This window comes from Microbulbifer regidiadema (SeqCode), from assembly GCF_052466995.1.
In genome coordinates, this window is record NZ_CP174297.1 from 1,226,958 (window position 1) to 1,245,815 (window position 18,858).

Annotated in this window: 17 protein-coding genes; 16 read left to right on the plus strand and 1 reads right to left on the minus strand. The window is 42.7% G+C overall.

The features are described 5' to 3' along the window. Positions 1-42 precede the first annotated feature (42 nt). The 14 genes from ACJJIK_RS05085 (at position 43) to ACJJIK_RS05150 (ending at position 12,945) form a co-directional block, all read left to right on the plus strand. Entirely contained in the window at positions 43-909 is an 867-nt protein-coding gene (locus ACJJIK_RS05085) for a hypothetical protein (RefSeq protein WP_444944415.1), read from the plus strand. A gap of 56 nt (positions 910-965) precedes the next feature. After that, on the plus strand, positions 966-1,832 hold the full coding sequence (locus ACJJIK_RS05090) for a hypothetical protein (protein ID WP_444944416.1): 867 nt from the start codon (positions 966-968) through the stop codon (positions 1,830-1,832). Positions 1,833-1,888: 56 nt separating this feature from the next. Next, positions 1,889-2,761, plus strand: coding sequence for a hypothetical protein (locus ACJJIK_RS05095; RefSeq protein ID WP_444930868.1), 873 nt, complete (start codon positions 1,889-1,891; stop codon positions 2,759-2,761). 95 nt (positions 2,762-2,856) lie between these two features. Further along, on the plus strand, positions 2,857-3,690 hold the full coding sequence (locus tag ACJJIK_RS05100) for a hypothetical protein (protein WP_444944417.1): 834 nt from the start codon (positions 2,857-2,859) through the stop codon (positions 3,688-3,690). Positions 3,691-3,746: 56 nt separating this feature from the next. Then, positions 3,747-4,613, plus strand: a complete 867-nt coding sequence (locus ACJJIK_RS05105) for a hypothetical protein (protein WP_444944418.1) — start codon at positions 3,747-3,749, stop codon at positions 4,611-4,613. A 56-nt stretch (positions 4,614-4,669) separates the two neighbouring features. Next, positions 4,670-5,536 (plus strand): hypothetical protein, encoded by an 867-nt coding sequence (locus tag ACJJIK_RS05110; protein ID WP_444930864.1) that lies wholly within the window; start codon positions 4,670-4,672, stop codon positions 5,534-5,536. Positions 5,537-5,592: 56 nt separating this feature from the next. After that, the gene (locus ACJJIK_RS05115; RefSeq protein ID WP_444944419.1) at positions 5,593-6,459 is read left to right on the plus strand and encodes a hypothetical protein; all 867 of its coding nucleotides are present in this window, start codon (positions 5,593-5,595) and stop codon (positions 6,457-6,459) included. A 68-nt stretch (positions 6,460-6,527) separates the two neighbouring features. Next, a complete protein-coding gene (locus ACJJIK_RS05120; RefSeq protein WP_444944420.1) occupies positions 6,528-7,394 on the plus strand; it encodes a hypothetical protein in 867 nt (288 codons plus the stop codon). Positions 7,395-7,504: 110 nt separating this feature from the next. Next, complete coding sequence (locus tag ACJJIK_RS05125) at positions 7,505-8,317, plus strand: hypothetical protein (RefSeq protein ID WP_444944421.1); 813 nt, start codon at positions 7,505-7,507, stop codon at positions 8,315-8,317. A 56-nt stretch (positions 8,318-8,373) separates the two neighbouring features. Beyond that, positions 8,374-9,246 carry a hypothetical protein gene (locus ACJJIK_RS05130; protein ID WP_444944422.1) on the plus strand — a complete coding sequence of 291 codons (873 nt, stop codon included), beginning with the start codon at positions 8,374-8,376 and terminating at the stop codon, positions 9,244-9,246. A 56-nt stretch (positions 9,247-9,302) separates the two neighbouring features. After that, positions 9,303-10,175 (plus strand): hypothetical protein, encoded by an 873-nt coding sequence (locus ACJJIK_RS05135; protein ID WP_444930859.1) that lies wholly within the window; start codon positions 9,303-9,305, stop codon positions 10,173-10,175. A gap of 56 nt (positions 10,176-10,231) precedes the next feature. Beyond that, positions 10,232-11,098 (plus strand): hypothetical protein, encoded by an 867-nt coding sequence (locus ACJJIK_RS05140; RefSeq protein WP_444944423.1) that lies wholly within the window; start codon positions 10,232-10,234, stop codon positions 11,096-11,098. A gap of 56 nt (positions 11,099-11,154) precedes the next feature. Then, positions 11,155-12,021: a hypothetical protein gene (locus ACJJIK_RS05145; RefSeq protein ID WP_444944424.1), complete on the plus strand. Its 867-nt coding sequence runs from the start codon at positions 11,155-11,157 to the stop codon at positions 12,019-12,021. Between the two features lie 57 nt (positions 12,022-12,078). Then, the gene (locus ACJJIK_RS05150) at positions 12,079-12,945 is read left to right on the plus strand and encodes a hypothetical protein (protein ID WP_444944425.1); all 867 of its coding nucleotides are present in this window, start codon (positions 12,079-12,081) and stop codon (positions 12,943-12,945) included. A gap of 584 nt (positions 12,946-13,529) precedes the next feature. On the opposite strand, the gene ACJJIK_RS05155 is transcribed toward ACJJIK_RS05150, so the two are convergent. After that, entirely contained in the window at positions 13,530-15,704 is a 2,175-nt protein-coding gene (locus tag ACJJIK_RS05155) for a jacalin-like lectin (RefSeq protein ID WP_444944426.1), read from the minus strand. 750 nt (positions 15,705-16,454) lie between these two features. Here ACJJIK_RS05155 and ACJJIK_RS05160 point away from each other — a divergent pair. Continuing rightward, positions 16,455-17,135, plus strand: coding sequence for a hypothetical protein (locus tag ACJJIK_RS05160; RefSeq protein ID WP_444944427.1), 681 nt, complete (start codon positions 16,455-16,457; stop codon positions 17,133-17,135). Between the two features lie 663 nt (positions 17,136-17,798). Beyond that, on the plus strand, positions 17,799-18,749 hold the full coding sequence (locus ACJJIK_RS05165; RefSeq protein ID WP_444944428.1) for an alpha/beta hydrolase: 951 nt from the start codon (positions 17,799-17,801) through the stop codon (positions 18,747-18,749). The last annotated feature ends 109 nt before the right edge of the window (positions 18,750-18,858 follow it).

The window sequence follows — 18,858 nt, forward strand, 5'->3', positions numbered from 1 at the left end:
TGGTCAACTTAGTCAACACCTACTATTAAAGTGAATCTCTAGATGCTATTTGGAACCGTAAAAAACCCTAAAGGGCCTAACCTGGGCAAGTCCAAGTTGGTAAGCTACAACTTATCCGGCACAAGGCTTAACTTTGTCAAGCCCCCTACTAATTCCTCAATGCCAGGTATCGATACTATAAGGCCTGACTTGCCTTTGGAGCTGGATCTGAATATCTACTCTCTGGAGAAGTTTAAGAAACTTTCAGATATAGATTGGGGGTTTCCAATAGCCAGGGAGCACTATCAATACAACGGTATACCTCTATGGAGCCCCAGTATTGGCGGGATGGAGTTTTCTGCTGAATTGAGAAGAATATCCAAGCACCCCAATTTGCTCGAAGCCGCTCATTATGAAAGTTTTGTTGAGGAAGAGGTTAAATACTCCTATGCGCCAGGTGGATCAAAACCCTCTAAAAGGTGGCTATATCTATTCCCCCTTTTTTGGCAAACCTTCAAATTACCCAAAACAGGGAATATTCAATGGGTTGCCTATATTGTTCAACAGTTCTGCTGTTCGGATGGTGACCAATTCACTTACTATGTTCGCTCCGCTATTTCAAGTGAGCATGAGTTAATTTTTTCATTTAGAGCAAAAACGGATGAATATAATTCTGGTGCCTTCGCTCTTTTTAAAAAGATTATTCGCTTTATTTTAAACCATATTGAAATTGTGCTTGTCGAATCCACAGAAAGAAAGGTTAAAGAACTGGAGAAAGCGGGATTGCGTAACTTCAGCACAGACAAGCCGATCTACCGCTATGATGATGCTCCCAAGAGCGAATTTGGGGACTATGAGCTATTGGAGGACCCCTGCTTTCACTTTACCAGGATTGGCAAAACGATAGATCGCAGGCTCTGGGTGGATTAGCCCATGCGTGAGAATGGTCAACTTAGTCAACGCCTGCTATTAAAGTGAATCTCTAGATGCTATTTGGAACCGTAAAAAACCCTAAAGGGCCTAACCTGGGCAAGTCCAAGTTGGTAAGCTATAACTTATCTGGCACAAGGCTTAACTTTGTCAAGCCTCCGACTAACTCATCAATGCTAGGCATCGATACTATAAGGCCTGACTTACCTTTAGAGCTAGATCTGAATATCTATTCTCTGGAGAAATTTAAGCAACTTTCAGATATAGATTGGGGCTTTCCAATAGCCAGCGAGTACTATCAATACAATGGTATACCACTATGGAGTCCCGATATTGGTGGAATGGAATTTTCGGCTGAGCTGAGAAGAGCAATCAAGTCCCCCAATTTACTCGAAGCCGCTCATTATGAGAATTTTGTCGACAGGGATATTAAGAGCTACTACGAGCCCGGAACTGGATTACCTTTTGACGAATGGCTATACCTGTTTCCTCTTTTTTGGCAAACCTTTAGCCTACCTAAAACAGGGGATATTCAATGGGTTGCCTATATCGTGCAAAATTTCTGCAGTGACGATGGTGACAAATTTACCTACTATGTTCGCTCTGCCATTTCAAGTGAACATGAGTTGATTTTTTCATTTAGAGCGATGACAGATCGATATGATTCTGGCGCTTTCATTCTTTTCAAAAAAATTGTTCGATTTATTTTAAATAATATTGAGGTCACGCTTGTTGATTCGATAGAAAAGGAGATTAAAGAGCTGGAGATAGCTGGATTGCGTAACTTCAGTACAGAAAAGCCGATCTGCCGTTATGATGACGCCCCCAAAAACAAATTTGGGGACTATGAGCTAGTGGAAGATCCCTACTTTTACTTTACTAAGATTGGCAAAACGATAGATCGCAGGCTATGGGTGGATTAGTCCATGCTTGAGAATGGTCAACTTAGTCAACGTCTGCTATTAAAGTGAATCTCTAGATGCTATTTGGAACCGTAAAAAACCCTAAAGGGCCTAACTTGGGCAAGTCCAAGCAGGTAAATTACAACCTATCCGGTACAAAGCTTAATTTTGTTAAGCCCCCAACCAATATGTCAGTGCCGGGTGTGGACCCTGCAGAGTTTGACTTACCTCTGGAGCTGGATCTGAATATCTATGCTCTGGAGAATTTTATCAACCTTGGAGGTGAGGGTGACGCCTGGGGATTTTCACTAGCTTGGGAGCACTATAGGTACAATGGTATCCCGCTATGGAGTCCCTATATTGGCAGAATGGAATTTTCTGTTGATCTGAGAAGGGCAACCAAGTATCCCAACTTACTCGAAGCCGCTCATTATGAAAACTGGATCGATAAAGATATAAAATCCTACTACGCACCAGGTAAAGCAAGCGGCTCTGAACGCTGGCTATACCTGTTCCCTCTTTTCTGGCAGACCTTTAAATTACCCAAAACAGGCAATGTTCAATGGGTTGCCTATATCGTGCAAAAATTCTGCTGTTCCGATGGCGACAAATTTACCTACTATGTTCGCTCCGCTATCTCAAGTGAACATGAGTTGATTTTTTCATTTAAGGCGGAGAGAGATGAGTATAATTCCGGTGCCTTCGTTCTTTTTAAGAAAATTATTCGCTTTGTTTTAAATAATATTGAAATCGCACTTGTTAACTCTACAGAGAGAGAGGTTAAAGAACTGGAGAAAGCGGGCTTACGCAACTTCAGTATAGAAAAACCGATCTGCCGCTATGATAATGCCCCCAAAAACAAATTTGGGAACTATGAATTACTGGAAGATCCCTACTTTCACTTTACCAGGATTGGCAAAACGATAGATCGCAGGCTATGGGTGGACTAGTCCATGCTTGAGAATGGTCAACTTAGTCAACGTCTGCTATTAAAGTGAATCTCTAGATGCTATTTGGAACCGTAAAAAACCCTAAAGGGCCTAACTTGGGCAAGTCCAAGCAGGTAAATTACAACTTATCCGGTACAAAGCTTAATTTTGTTAAGCCCCCAACCAATATATCAGTGCCGGGTGTGGACCCTGCAGAGTTTGACTTACCTCTGGAGCTGGATCTGAATATCTATGCTCTGGAGAATTTTATTAATCTTGGAGGTGAGGGTGACGCCTGGGGAAGGCTACTCGCCAAGGAGCACTATAGATACAACGGCATTCCCCTTTGGAGCCCTAAGATTGGCGGCATGGAATTCTATGCTGACCTCAGAAGGGCAACCAAGTACCCCAACTTACTCGAAGCCGCTCATTATGAAAACTGGATCATAAAGGATATTAAAAGCTATTACGAACCCAGCACTGGATCGGCTTTTGATGATTGGCTATACCTATTCCCTCTTTTTTGGCAGACCTTTAAACTACCCCAAACAGGCAATGTTCAATGGGTTGCCTATATCGTGCAAGATTTCTGCAGTAGAAATGGCGACCAATTTGCATATTATGTAAGGTCCGCCATTTCAAGTGAGCATGAGTTAGTTTTTTCATTTAGAGCGACATCAGATGAATATGATTCCGGTGCCTTCGTTCTTTTTAAAAAGATTGTCCGCTTTATTTTAAATCATATTGAAATCACACTTGTCGACTCTACAGAAAGGGAGATTAAAGAACTGAAGAAAGCGGGATTGCGTAAATTTAGCACAGAAAAGCCAATCTGCCGCTATGATAACGCCCCTAAAAACGAACTTGGGAACTATGAACTGCTGGAAGATCCCTATTTTTACTTTACCAAGATTGGTAAAACGATAGATCGCAGGCTGTGGGTGGATTAGTCCATGCTTGAGAATGGTCAACTTAGTCAACGTCTGCTATTAAAGTGAATCTCTAGATGCTATTTGGAACCGTAAAAAACCCTAAAGGGCCTAACTTGGGCAAGTCCAAGCCGGTAAGCTATAATTTGTCCGGCACAAGACTTAATTTTGTTAGCCCTTCTAGCAATGCTTCGCTACCAGGCAGAGTCCCTTCAGCTTCACCCCCCCCACTGAAAGTTGATCTGAACATCTATTCTTTCGAGGAGTTTGTTAAACTTTCAGACAGGGCCTGGGGATACCCTCTTGCAAAAGAGCTCTATGATTATCATGGTATACCGTTATGGAGCCCTCATATTGGCGGCATGGATTTTTCTGCTGAACTGAGAAGACCAAGTAATCATCCCAATTTACTCAAAGCCACTCATTACGAAAACTGGGTTGACAAGGATATTAAAGGCTATTATGCGCCCAAGCCAGGATCAGTAATTGACGAATGGTCGTACCTATTTCCTCTTTTTTGGCAGACCTTTAAACTACCCCAAACAGGCAATGTTCAATGGGTTGCCTATATCGTGCAAGATTTCTGCAGTAGAAATGGCGACCAATTTGCATATTATGTAAGGTCCGCCATTTCAAGTGAGCATGAGTTAGTTTTTTCATTTAGAGCGACATCAGATGAATATGATTCCGGTGCCTTCGTTCTTTTTAAAAAGATTGTCCGCTTTATTTTAAATCATATTGAAATCACACTTGTCGACTCTACAGAAAGGGAGATTAAAGAACTGAAGAAAGCGGGATTGCGTAAATTTAGCACAGAAAAGCCAATCTGCCGCTATGATAACGCCCCTAAAAACGAACTTGGGAACTATGAACTGCTGGAAGATCCCTATTTTTACTTTACCAAGATTGGTAAAACGATAGATCGCAGGCTGTGGGTGGATTAGTCCATGCTTGAGAATGGTCAACTTAGTCAACGTCTGCTATTAAAGTGAATCTCTAGATGCTATTTGGAACCGTAAAAAACCCTAAAGGGCCTAACTTGGGCAAGTCCAAGCCGGTAAGCTATAATTTGTCCGGCACAAGACTTAATTTTGTTAGCCCTTCTAGCAATGCTTCGCTACCAGGCAGAGTCCCTTCAGCTTCACCCCCCCCACTGAAAGTTGATCTGAACATCTATTCTTTCGAGGAGTTTGTTAAACTTTCAGACAGGGCCTGGGGATACCCTCTTGCAAAAGAGCTCTATGATTATCATGGTATACCGTTATGGAGCCCTCATATTGGCGGCATGGATTTTTCTGCTGAACTGAGAAGACCAAGTAATCATCCCAATTTACTCAAAGCCACTCATTACGAAAACTGGGTTGACAAGGATATTAAAGGCTATTATGCGCCCAAGCCAGGATCAGTAATTGACGAATGGTCGTACCTATTTCCTCTTTTTTGGCAGACCTTTAAACTACCAAAAACAGGAAATATTCAATGGGTCGCCTATATCGTGCAAGATTTATGCGCTAGAAATGGCGATCAATTCACCTACTATGTAAGGTCCGCCATTTCAGCCGAGCATGAGTTAATCTTTTCATTTAGAGCGGCGACAGATGAATATAATTCTGGCGCTTTCACTCTCTTCAAAAGAATTGTTCGCTTTATTTTAAATAATATTGAAATCACACTTGTCGACTCTATAGAAAGGGAAATTGAAGAACTGAAGAAAGCAAAATTACGCAATTTTAGCACCGAAAAGCCAATTTGCCTCTATGATGACACACTCAAAAACCCTCTTGCTGACTATGAACTACTGGAAGATCCCTGCTTTTACTTTACCAGAATTGGTAAAACGATAGACCGCAGGCTATGGGTGGATTAGCCCATGCTTGAGAATAGTCAACTTAGTCAACGCCTGCTATTAAAGTGAATCTCTAAATGCTACTTGGAACCGTAAAAAACCCTAAAGGGCCTAACTTGAGCAAATCCAAGTTGGTAAGCTACAACTTATCTGGCACAAGGCTTAACTTTGTCAAGCCTCCGACCAACACCTCAATACCAGGGATAAATTATACACCGCCTGACTTGCCTTTGGAGCTAGATCTCAATATCTATTCTCTGGAGAAATTTAAGAAGCTTTCAGATATAGACTGGGGGTTTCTATTAGCTAAAGAACTCTATAAATACAACGGTATACCACTATGGAGTCCCCATATTGGTGGAATGGAATTTTCGGCTGAGCTGAGAAGAGCAATCAAGTCCCCCAATTTACTCGAAGCTGCTCATTATGAGAATTTTGTCGACAGGGACATTAAGAGCTACTACGAGCCCGGCACTGGATTACCTTTTGACGAATGGCTATACCTGTTTCCTCTTTTTTGGCAAACCTTTAGGCTGCCTAAAACAGGGGATATTCAATGGGTTGCCTATATCGTGCAAAACTTCTGCAGTGACAATGGTGACCAATTCAATTACTATGTTCGCTCCGCCATTTCAAGTGAACATGAAATACTTTTTTCATTTAACGCGGATGCAGATGAATATGATTCTGGTGCCTTCGCTCTTTTTAAGAAAATTGTTCGATTTATTTTAAATAATATTGAAATCACGCTTGTTGATTCGATAGAAAAGGAGATTAAAGAGCTGGAGATAGCTGGATTGCGTAACTTCAGTACAGAAAAGCCGATCTGCCGTTATGATGACGCTCCCAAGAATAAATTTGGGGACTATGAGTTATTGGAAGATCCCTGCTTTTACTTTACCAAGATTGGTAAAACCATAGATCGCCGATTGTGGGTCGACTAGCCATAATCTCTATTGCCGTTTAACCAAGTCAGCCGATTTAATTTCGGCCTATTAATGTGAAACCCTAGATGTTATTTGGAACCACAAAAAACCCTAAAGGACCCAACTTAGGTAAGTCTAAGCGGGTAAGCTGCAACTTATCCGGTACAAGACTTAATTTCCTTAAACCACCAAGTAATGCTTTGCTGCCAGGCCACGATCTTACATCCTCCGACGGCCCCCTAAATGTTGACCTTAATATCTATTCTCTGGAGGAGTTCGTTAAGACATCAGATAGAGCCTGGGGATACTTTCTTGGTGAGGGAACCTATCACTATTATGGTATCCCCCTATGGAACCCCCATATTGGCGCCATGAATTTTCGTGTAGACCTAAAAAGACCGAATAAGCATCCTAATTTGCTCGAAGCCGCTTATTATGAAAGCTGGGTTGAAAAGGACACAAAAGCTTTCTATGAACCGGGTAAAGAACCGAAGTTTCAAACCTGGGTATACCTATTTCCTCTTTTTTGGCAGACCTTTAAATTACCCAAAACAGGGAATGTTCAATGGGTTGCCTATATCGTTCAAAATTTCTGCAGTAGAAATGGCGATGAGTTTACTTATTATGTAAGGTCCGCCATTTCAAGTGAGCATGAATTAGTTTTTTCATTTGACGCGGGTATTGATCAATATGAATCTGGCGCCTTTAATCTTTTTAAAAAGATTGTTCGCTTTATTTTAAATAACATTGAAATCACGCTTGTTGAGTCTACGGAAAGGGAGATTAAAGAACTGAAGAGAGCGGGATTGCGCAACTTCAGTATAGAAAAGCCAATCTGCCGCTATGATAATGCCCCCAAAAACGCTTTTGGGGACTATCAACTATTGGAAGACCCCTACTTTTACTTTACAAAAATTGGCAAAACAATAGATCGCAGGCTCTGGGTGGATTAGCCCATGCTTGAGAATGGTCAACTTAGTCAACGCCTGCTATTAAAGTGAACCTCTAGATGCTATTTGGAACCATAAAAAACCCTAAAGGGCCTAACTTGAGCAAATCCAAGTTGGTAAGCTACAACTTATCTGGCACAAGGCTTAACTTTGTCAAGCCTCCTACCAACTCCTCAATGCCAGGTATCGATACTATAAGACCTGACTTACCTTTAGAGCTGGATCTGAATATCTATTCCTTGGAGAAACTTAAGAAAATTTCAGATAGAGCCTGGGGGTTTCCGCTAGCCATGGAGTACTATCAATACAACGGTATACCGCTATGGAGCCCGGATATTGGTGGGATGGAGTTTTCTGCTGACTTAAGAAGAGCTATCAAGCCCCCCAATTTACTCGAAGCTGCTCACTATGAAGATTTTGTCGATAAGGGGATTAAGCGCTCCTATGCGCCAGATAGATCAATCCACCCTAAAAGATGGCTATATCTATTTCCTCTTTTTTGGCAAACCTTCAAGCTACCCAAAACAGGGGATATTCAATGGGTTGCCTATATCGTGCAAAAGTTCAGTAGTAACGAGGGTGATCGACTTACCTACTATGTTCGCTCCGCAATTTCAAGTGAACATGAGTTAATTTTTTCGTTTAGAACGATGACGGATCTATATGATTCTGGCGCTTTCATTCTTTTCAAAAAAATTGTTCGATTTATTTTAAACCATATTGAAATCACGCTTATTGAGTCTACAGAAAGGGAGATTAAAGAGCTGGAGAAAGCCGGATTGCGCAATTTCAGTACAGAAAAGCCGATCTGCCGCTATGATGACGCTCCCAAGAGCGAATTTGGGAACTATGAGCTATTGGAAGATCCCTGCTTTTACTTTACTAAGATTGGCAAAACGATAGATCGCAGGCTATGGGTGGATTAGTCCATGCTTGAGAATGGTCAACTTAGTCAACGTCTGCTATTAAAGTGAATCTCTAGATGCTATTTGGAACCGTAAAAAACCCTAAAGGGCCTAACTTGGGCAAGTCCAAGCAGGTAAATTACAACCTATCCGGTACAAAGCTTAATTTTGTTAAGCCCCCAACCAATATGTCAGTTCCGGGTGTGGACCCTGCAGAGTTTGACTTACCTCTGGAGCTGGATCTGAATATCTATGCTCTGGAGAATTTTATTAACCTTGGAGGTGAGGGTGACGCCTGGGGGGTTTCACTAGCCTGGGAGTACTATAGGTACAACGGTATTCCCCTTTGGAGCCCTAGTATTGGCAACATGGAATTCTCCGCCGGCCTCAGAAGGGCAACCAAGTACCCCTGCTTACTCGAAGCCGCTCATTATGAAAACTGGATCATAAAGGATATTAAAAGCTATTACGAACCCAGCACTGGATCGGCTTTTGATGATTGGCTATACCTATTCCCTCTTTTCTGGCAGACCTTTAAACTCCCCCAAACAGGCAATGTTCAATGGGTTGCCTATATCGTGCAAAATTTCTGCGGTAGAAAAGGCGATCAATTTACATATTATGTAAGGTCCGCCATTTCAAGTGAGCATGAATTAGTTTTTTCATTTAGGGCGGGTTGTGATCAATATGAGTCTGGCGCTTTTAATCTTTTTAAAAAGATTGTCCGCTTTATTTTAAATCATATTGAAATCACACTTGTTGACTCTACAGAGAGGGAGATTAAAGAACTGGAGAAAGCGGGATTGCGCAACTTTAGCACAGAAAAGCCAATCTGCCGCTATGATGACGCCCCTAAAAACGAATTTGGGAACTATGAACTACTGGAAGATCCCTGCTTTTACTTTACCAAGATTGGTAAAACGATAGATCGTAGGCTGTGGGTGGATTAGCCCATGTTTGAGAATGGTCAACTTAGTCAACGCCTGCTATTAAAGTGAATCTCTAGATGCTATTTGGAACCGTAAAAAAACCTAAAGGGCCTAACTTGGGCAAGTCCAAGCAGGTAAATTACAACCTATCCGGTACAAGGCTTAATTTTGTTAAGCCCCCAACCAATACACCAGTGCCGGGTGTGGACACTGCAGATTTTGACTTACCTCTGGAGCTGGATCTAAATATCTATGCTCTGGATAACTTTATTAACCTTGGAGGTGAGGGTGACGCCTGGGGGTTTTCACTAGCTTGGGAGCACTATAGGTACAACGGTATTCCCCTTTGGAGCCCTAAGATTGGTGGCATGGAATTCTCTGTTGACCTCAGAAGGGCAACCAAGTACCCCAACTTACTCGAAGCCGCTCATTATGAAAGCTGGATCGACAAAGATATAAAGTCCTACTACGCACCAGGTAAAGCAACTGCCTCTGAGCGCTGGTTATACCTGTTCCCTCTTTTTTGGCAGACCTTTAAACTACCCAAAACAGGTAATGTCCAATGGGTTGCCTATATCGTACAAAAATTCTGCGGTAGAAATGGCGACCAATTTACATATTATGTAAGGTCCGCCATCTCAAGTGAACATGAGCTGATTTTTTCATTTAGAGCAAAAACAGATGAATATGATTCCGGTGCCTTCACTCTTTTTAAAAAGATTGTCCGCTTTATTTTAAATCATATTGAAATCACACTTGTCGACTCTACAGAAAGGGAGATTAAAGAACTGGAGAAAGCGGGATTGCGTAACTTTAGCACAGAAAAGCCAATCTGCCGCTATGATGACGCCCCTAAAAACGAATTTGGGAACTATGAACTGCTGGAAGATCCCTGCTTTTACTTTACCAGAATTGGTAAAACGATAGATCGCAGGCTCTGGGTGGATTAGCCCATGCTTGAGAATGGTCAACTTAGTCAACGCCTGCTATTAAAGTGAACCTCTAGATGTTATTTGGAACCGTAAAAAATCCTAAAGGGCCTAACTTAAGTAAGTCCAAGCCGGCAAGCTACAATTTTTCCGGAACAAGACTTAATTTTATTAGGCCCCCTAGCAATACCTCAGTGCCAGGTCTGCGTACTACAAAGCCTGACTCACCTCTGGAGTTGGATCTCAATATCTATTCTCTGGAGAAGTTTAAGAAACTTTCAGATAAAGCCTGGGGATTTCCTCTAATCAGAGAGGTCTATAAATACAATGGTATACCGCTATGGAGCCCCAATATTGGCGGAATGGTATTTTCTTCTGAGCTGAGAAGAGTAGCCAAACGTCCCAATTTACTCGAAGCCGCTCATTATGAAAGCTTTATCGAGGAGGATGTTAAATACTCCTATGCACCAGGTGAATCAACACACTCTAAAAGATGGCTATACCTATTCCCTCTTTTTTGGCAAACCTTTAAGTTACCCAAAACAGGCGATATTCAATGGATTGCCTATATCGTGCAAGATTTCTGCAGTGACGATGGAGACCGATTTACCTACTATATTCGCTCCGCCATCTCAAGCGAGCATGAGTTGTTTTTTTCATTTAGTGCAAGAACGGACAAATATGACTCCGGCGCCTTCGCTCTTTTTAAGAAGATTGCTCGATTTATTTTAAACAATATTGAAATCACGCTTGTCGATTCGATAGAAAAGGAGATTAAAGAGCTGGAGATAGCGGGATTGCGTAACTTCAGCACAGACAAGCCGATCTGCCGTTATGATGACGCCCCCAAAAACAAATTTGGGGACTATGAGCTAGTGGAAGATCCCTACTTTTACTTTACTAAGATTGGTAAAACGATAGATCGCCGATTGTGGGTAGACTAGCCCATGCTTGAGAATAATCAATTCAGTCAACACCTGCCATTAAAGTGAATCTCTAGATGTTATTTGGAACCACAAAAAATCCTAAAGGGCCTAACTTAGGTAAATCTAAGCGGGTAAGCTGCAACTTATCCGGTACAAGACTTAGTTTCCTTAAGCCCCCAAGTAATGCTTCGCTACCAGACTATGCTCCTACCCCCTCCAACGGCCCCCTAAATGTTGACCTCAATATCTATTCTTTGGCGGAGTTCGTTAAGACATCAGATAGAGCCAAGGCATTCTTTCTTGGCGAGGAAAACTATCACTATTATGGCATCCCCCTATGGAACCCCCTTATTGGCGGTATGAAATTTCATGTAGCTCTAAAAAGACCGGACAATCCCCCTAACTTACTCGAAGCCGCTCATTATGAAAGCTGGGTTGAAAAAGATATAAAAGATTTCCATGAACCAGGCAGAGAGCCGAATTTTCAAACATGGTTGCACCTATTTCCTCTTTTTTGGCAGACCTTTAAGTTACCCAAAACAGGCAATATCCAATGGGTTGCCTATATCGTGCAAAAATTCTGCAGTAGAAATGGTGATCGGTTTACTTATTATGTGAGGTCCGCTATTTCAAATGAACATGAATTAGTTTTTTCATTTAGGTCGAGTTGTGATCAATATGAGTCTGGCGCTTTTAATCTTTTTAAAAAGATTGTTCGCTTTATTTTAAATAATATTGAAATCACGCTTGTTGAGTCTACAGAAAGGGAGATTAAAGAACTGGAGAAAGCGGGCTTGCGCAACTTCAGTACAGAAAAGCCGATCTGCCGCTATGATAACGCCCCTAAAAACAGTTCCGGGGATTATCAACTCTTGGAAGATCCCTGCTTTTACTTTACCAAGATTGGTAAAACGATAGATCGCAGGCTCTGGGTGGATTAGCCCATACTTGAGAATGGTCAATTTAGTCAAATGTCTACTATTAAAGTGAATCTCTAGATGCTATTTGGAACCGTAAAAAACCCTAAAGGGCCTAACCTGAGCAAGTCCAACCGGGTAAGCTACAACTTATCTGGCACAAAGCTTAACTTTGTCAAGCCTCCTACCAACTCCTCAATGCTGGGCATCGGTACTATAAGACCTGACTTACCTTTGGACCTGGATCTGAATATCTATTCTCTGGAGAAATTTAAGCAACTTTCAGATATAGATTGGGGGTTTCTGTTAGCTAAAGAGTTCTATCAATACAACGGTATCCCCCTATGGAGTCCCGGTATTGGCGGAATGGCATTTTCGGCTGAGTTGAGAAGAGCAATCAAGTTCCCCAATTTACTCGAAGCCGCTCATTATGAGCATTTTATCGACAAGGATATTAAAGGCTACTACGAGCCCGGCACTGGATCATCTTTTGATGAATGGCTATACCTGTTTCCTCTTTTTTGGCAAACCTTTAGGCTGCCTAAAACAGGGGATCTTCAATGGGTTGCCTATATCGTGCAAAATTTCTGCTGTGATGAAGGTGACCGATTCACCTACTATGTTCGCTCCGCCATTTCAGCTGAACATGAATTGCTTTTTTCATTTAGTGCAGAGACAGATGAATATGATTCCGGCGCCTTCGCTCTTTTTAAGAAGATTGTTCGCTTTATTTTAAATAATATTGAAATCACGCTTGTCAACTCGATAGAGAAGGAAATTAAAGAACTGGAGAAAACTGGATTGCGCAACTTCAGTCAAGAAAAGCCGATCTGCCACTATGATAACGCCCCCAAGGATAAATTTGGGAACTATGAGCTATTGAAAGATCCCTGCTTTTACTTTACTAAGATTGGTAAAACGATAGATCGCCGATTGTGGGTAGACTAAGCGTGATCCATACTCTCTGACTAAGCTTACCTAAGGGGAGGCTTTTTAAAACTTTTCTCCCCTCCCCCAGCAATGAGAATATATACCCTAGATTCCCATAACAACTGACATTCTTGGCAATAGCAAAGGGAGCCCGCTAAGCTTAAAAGAACGATACCAGATAGAAGCAATCAATAGACAGGACGATTCAACCAGAGCCATTGCGCAGCAGCCAATCGTTCCAACAAAACCATCTCTCGTGAACTGTATCGTTGCAGCTCTTACTGTGCTAAAAGCACCCACCGCAAAGCCTGCAGTTACGGTATGGGGGTAGGAAGCATACTAAGTTCGACTTCGCCATAAAGATGCAAATCGACCATCAACTGAAAAACACAAGTTCGGAGAAAATCACTGAATTAATCAATTTAACTGAGGGCCGTGTCTACCAAGATAAATCTTATCGTAACTGGATAGGCTTAGAATCAGGAGTAAAACTTATCCCAGATCGTATTGATATTGATGAGCGGCCGGTGATTGTTGATTAAAATAGCGAAGTCGGCCACAGGGAGGGCACCGGCAGCATTCCTGCTGCCGGGAGGGGATTGTTAGGGCTGGCAAGCCGCCTTAGTAAAGAAGTACTTCACCTCATAATCACTACAATCTCCCGTAGCGCAGGAAAAATGATAATCTGATCCGGTATTTCCCACATACATACCTTCACCAGTAAGAGTGTGATCCAACTTGGTGTCCACCAACCTGGCCTTAATACCTGCAATATCACTTACAGAACAGTTATCAGCAATATTTCCAGCTACCTTGTACTCATTAAAGGTTTCATGATCCATGTCATCTGAGGAAGGGTTATCCAGTTCCAACCATTCGCTGATATAGTAACCTGGATTGACCAAGGTATTGGACAGTTTATGTACCCCTAGTGCATCAATTTCATCACCGTGACGCCCATGAAAAGCAAAAATCTGCTGGGATGAGGTGGATGAATAAGTCTTACAAGATCCCTGCTGGCTTCCACCTGAAATAAATGAGTTATTGCTCGAAGTTAATTTGAGATAGTAAACACTACCACTTTCATGCTTTTCATCATCAATACAGATTTTAACATCATCGAGATATTCACCGCTGGCAGAATCAAAACTCAACACGCTACCCATTGAGCCCCCATCACCATCGCCATACTCAATACAATATTCATGGTCACTGGCTGTGGCATGGCTGAGTGATTGCTTGAATTCATAGCAAACCTTGAGCCCATCAATTCGGCTACCGGAACGAATCTGTACCGATTTTAGATTCATGGTTCCACTGCCAAGTAATTTGCGTTTTACCAAATCGATCGAATCGAATTCATCACCACCAGTGCCTCCGAGTGCATCTTTTTTGATATACCCAAAATCCGAATAGCTCGTCTGATTGGCAATCCAGAATCCTTCAAATGGTTCGTAGTAGTTTACCCAAACCGAAGTGGAAACCCCTTCTGAGTTTCTCTTAGCATAGAGCGCTGCATTCTCAAGTGCATTGTAGGGCATACCATAATGATAACCATCGGCCGCACAGATTGTGTAACCTTCACTCCAAGTGCCAGAAGTACGGCTAATATGCCAGTTTCGCTCATCGTCTAGGCAGGCAAAAACCCGCTCTGTACTACAGCTATAATCGCGAATTTCACCATCACTACTTAGCCAGGCGCAGCTATGGCTGCCACTGGGGGAATCATTACGCCAAGACCAGGTGAAATCTTCGATTTGTGGTGCTTTAGAGGCGCCTATAGTGGTCGCATTGGCCTCCACCAGTGCCAATTCAAGTATGTTATATCCGGCTTCAGCCTTCTCTTTAATGGCGCTGCCGGAATACTTGATATCATCCTTGCTGTACTCCGTTGTTGCATCCAGAGCCACACTAAGATTTCCATTGTGATAATGGGTGGCCGCAGAGGTATTGCCATCAATATCAGATGTAAGTTGACTGGAATTTTGTGCCAATGGCTCATTAGGTGTGAGATTCCCCGATGCATCCATTTCATCCACACCGATCCAAACATTACGCCTGAATTTAGAAGTATTTGATTCGTCGTGATAGTCACAGAGATCATTATCACCGGTATGGGGATATTCCCTTGGCACCTGAATAAATAAGATAACGTTGCGCCCGGCATCTAACACATCCTGTTTCGTTAATGTCTGTACCGGTAGAGAGGCGCAATCATCTTCCGTATACCCCCAATCAGTGGGTTTAAATACCAAATCACCTAACCTACTTTCAATTTTTTCACCAATTTTATTGCGAAAATTTTGGTGGTAATCAGAGTCGTAGGCTTCAAATTTTAGAAAAATCACCTCATCAATATTCTCTACAAGAAAATCTTTAATTTCATCCAACCCATCTCCCAGTGTTGCAGCGGTGCCGAACATATAGATGCACATGGTGGCCTCTTCCAGGCCCATATGGCATAGGTGTGGGGTAGAGCTGAGATTGGAAGCGGGGTACACATCGTATTCAACAAGACGAATACCGCGACTGAACAGTTTTTCCGGGGCATACCACTGGTTCACATCCGTATAAACTCCCTGATCCCATTGATAGGACGCATAGGCATTATGCGCCCCCGCCCATAGGGTCTTTGACAGTGGGGCCTTTGTATCGATCTGCCCCTGTAGGTCCAGACGCTTCACTTTATCATCACTAGAATCAATTTCGCCACTAACCTGCATCGAGAGTGACAAACTCAAGAATAAGCTCAAAACCAAACCAATCATTTTATTCATTATATTTTCCTGATAAGTATTTTTTATAGTTACTGCAAAATATAAACCCCCGCTAATTTCCCTCCCTATTGAACTGAATAAATGAAACAGGTGCGCCACCTATTGCGACCCGATAAGCTACAACAGTACCAAGTAGTCTAATCCGGTCATTTACCCTACTTTACACTTCCATAATTTATGCGTCTCTTGATCTAGATAAACGTTTACTCTCAGCTCAAAAACACACATTTAAAAAGGTACAAAACAATAAAATCGAAACATGACCGGTTAGTTACAAATCGAAGTTGACTTTATAAACATCCACTCTTTGCAATAGATCCAACATAAACATATGGTCATAAAATCACCTTGTGCCTTTATGGCCCAAAAGTTCCCAAACAAGAGGTATAAAAGGCTTACATGTCATAGAGAAGCCAGCATCTATTACACCCACAAAAAATACTCAATAGTCGAAACAAAAAACCAAAAGATAAGCAAAAATGACAACAGAATCCTTCCCCTGATACAAAAGATAGGAAAAACAGTCAAAACTTAAGCTTCAAGGCGTGCAACCCAACTAAAAATCGGTCAAAATAAACCCTGAAGAATAAAGCAGAAATAGAACTTCAAACAGAGGGACTCAACAAGAAAATACATCTACCCCACAAGCCGAATTAAACAACAAATTGGAATATCAAAAGACTGCAAATTCACAAAGGGCATACTAAGAACAATTATGCGCACAAAAAAACAGGCCACCAGGGAGAGAGAATGAAAACCAAGATTTTTGTCGTACTAACCAGTATTATTGTGGCTTCATGCGGGTCTATACGACCGCACGATGCAAGCAATTATCAACAAGACTTAATCGCCCCAGAAGAAACCAACAGCTTTGTACTCGAAAAAAGCAGCATTTTCGATGAACCCATGCTGGGGATTGCCCTAAAGTACGACAACAAGCAATACCCTACTGATATCATCAATGTCTACATATATCCTATCGACACTATTTCATGGGAGGATACTGACGAAATTATCGCTATAGAGATGAAAGATATCCGAGATGAAATTGACCTGGCGGTAGAGCACGGCCACTATAAAGCCAGATCAGAGGAAAGTATTGAAGCGTTTAATTTCAAAACCGGTAATAAGTCCTACTCCGGCCAGAAGTCATCCTTCATGCTTACCGATAAAAATGATATAGAATATTTCTCAAATAGCTACGTATTTATCGACAAAGATAAATATATAAAATTCAGAACCAGCTTCGACAGTAGAGCTACCGTAAAATGGAATGGCGATACTGCGGTTAAAGAGATACTTCCTGAAATCACCGTTCCCGGCGAGTCTGAGTACATGAGGAACTTGAGAGCTGAACACCAGAAAGAAATTAATCAAGAGCTGATAGAATTACTATTTCAGGCCACGAAAGAGCCCCAACCCAGCCCTTAGTAACCCGTTCCTCTTATTAAAAGCGGAGTGACAGCACAAGCAGTAAATTCAATCTTCACTGCCATTAAAATCCGTAAAATTGATGTTAATGGCAGAATTACAGAATCTTAGACTGGCTTAGCATCAGACAAAACCCGCTGGAGTCAATATACGGGTTGCGGTCTAGATTTGAATATTTTGAGATAACTAAGGAGCCCTCACTCTACTTGAAGCACTAAAGCATACAGCCCCTATCTTCACCCGCGCTTGCCAGACGTTGGCTAGCTACCGCCTCATACCGTTAGCCGCCCTCCGCCATAGAGCTCCATAAACTGCCTACAAATACTGGACAACGTAAATATTTACGCCTCTAATCAATGATCCACCATTAATAGCCTGTTTGAAGTTTCACGCCAAGATCAAGGGCCTTTTCTTTCTGGGCCTAGTCAACGATTTTTAGAAAAAAAAGGGGGAAAACCCATCCTACCGTACTGCCAGAATGATAACACGACTGAATCGTACAAAAAAAATAGAGGAGTCATGAACTACCGACAGACCAATCAGGACTTGTAAGCTGCAAGTGGTGTCATCGAATCCTACTGTGAGTGCTGACATTTACCGGATAAGGGTCCACATTTAGGCGTGGACTCTTACAGGAAGGAACTCTGATAAAGGAACCTAACTATGGGCTTTTACCTAGACTCGGAATTTTCTACCGCCCTTGGCAAATATGCCAACTTACTAGATAGCTTGGCAGAGGCCCCTATTGGCGACATAGACACCCGTCGCAAAAATGGCGCGGTGCTTACCCAGGCACTCTTTCAGGGGCATACCTTTCCCGCAGATGTTATCTTCCAGAATTTTGCCACTCGCGGTGCAGACCATGAAGAGGTGCAGCTGCGCTGGTACCGAAAAGCGGATAGTAATCCGGGCTCCGCTATCCTCTATATTCACGGGGGCGGTCTAATTTGCCACGATATCTCCCGCTACGACCTGGTACTTGCACAGTATGTCGCCGCCAGCGGAGTCCCACTCCTATCGGTAAACTATCGAAAGGCCCCTGAATTCCCCTACCCCACACCGATCGACGACTGCTATCGTGGACTTGTATGGCTGTTTCAGAATGCTCAGGAGCTCTCCATTGACCCCACACGAATTGGTGTAATGGGGGATAGTGCTGGAGGTGGACTAGCTGCTGCCCTAACCATTATGGCCCGGGATAAGAAGGGGCCATCTCTCGCGCGGCAGCTATTGCTATACCCCATGTTAGATGACAGGACAGTCACTCCCGATCCCCAATTGTTGCCATTTATCACCTGGACCTACGAAGACAACCTTACTGGATGGACAGCTTACCTGGGTAATCAGGTAGGAAGTCCCAGTGTCAGCCCCCACGCAGCGCCGGCACGCCTACAGGATGCCCAAGATCTCCCTCCGGCATTTATCGATGTTGGCGAACTGGATATTTTCCGCGATGAAGATATGCAATATGCCCGCTTACTCACCGATGCTGGTGTCAGTACGGAACTCCATGTTCGTCCCGGTGTCATTCACTCCTGGGAACTTTTTGCCCCAGATATTTCCATCTCACAGCGGGCATTTGCAGATCGCGTGCGAGTTATGCAAGAAATCTAAGTGCGGTACGATTCAAACCAGAGCGCGCCCAGGCGTGGAAGAAACTGTAGCTTTCGGCGGCTTAATGTGTGTAGTAGCAACCGGGTAGCGCAACTATCAGACACCCCCT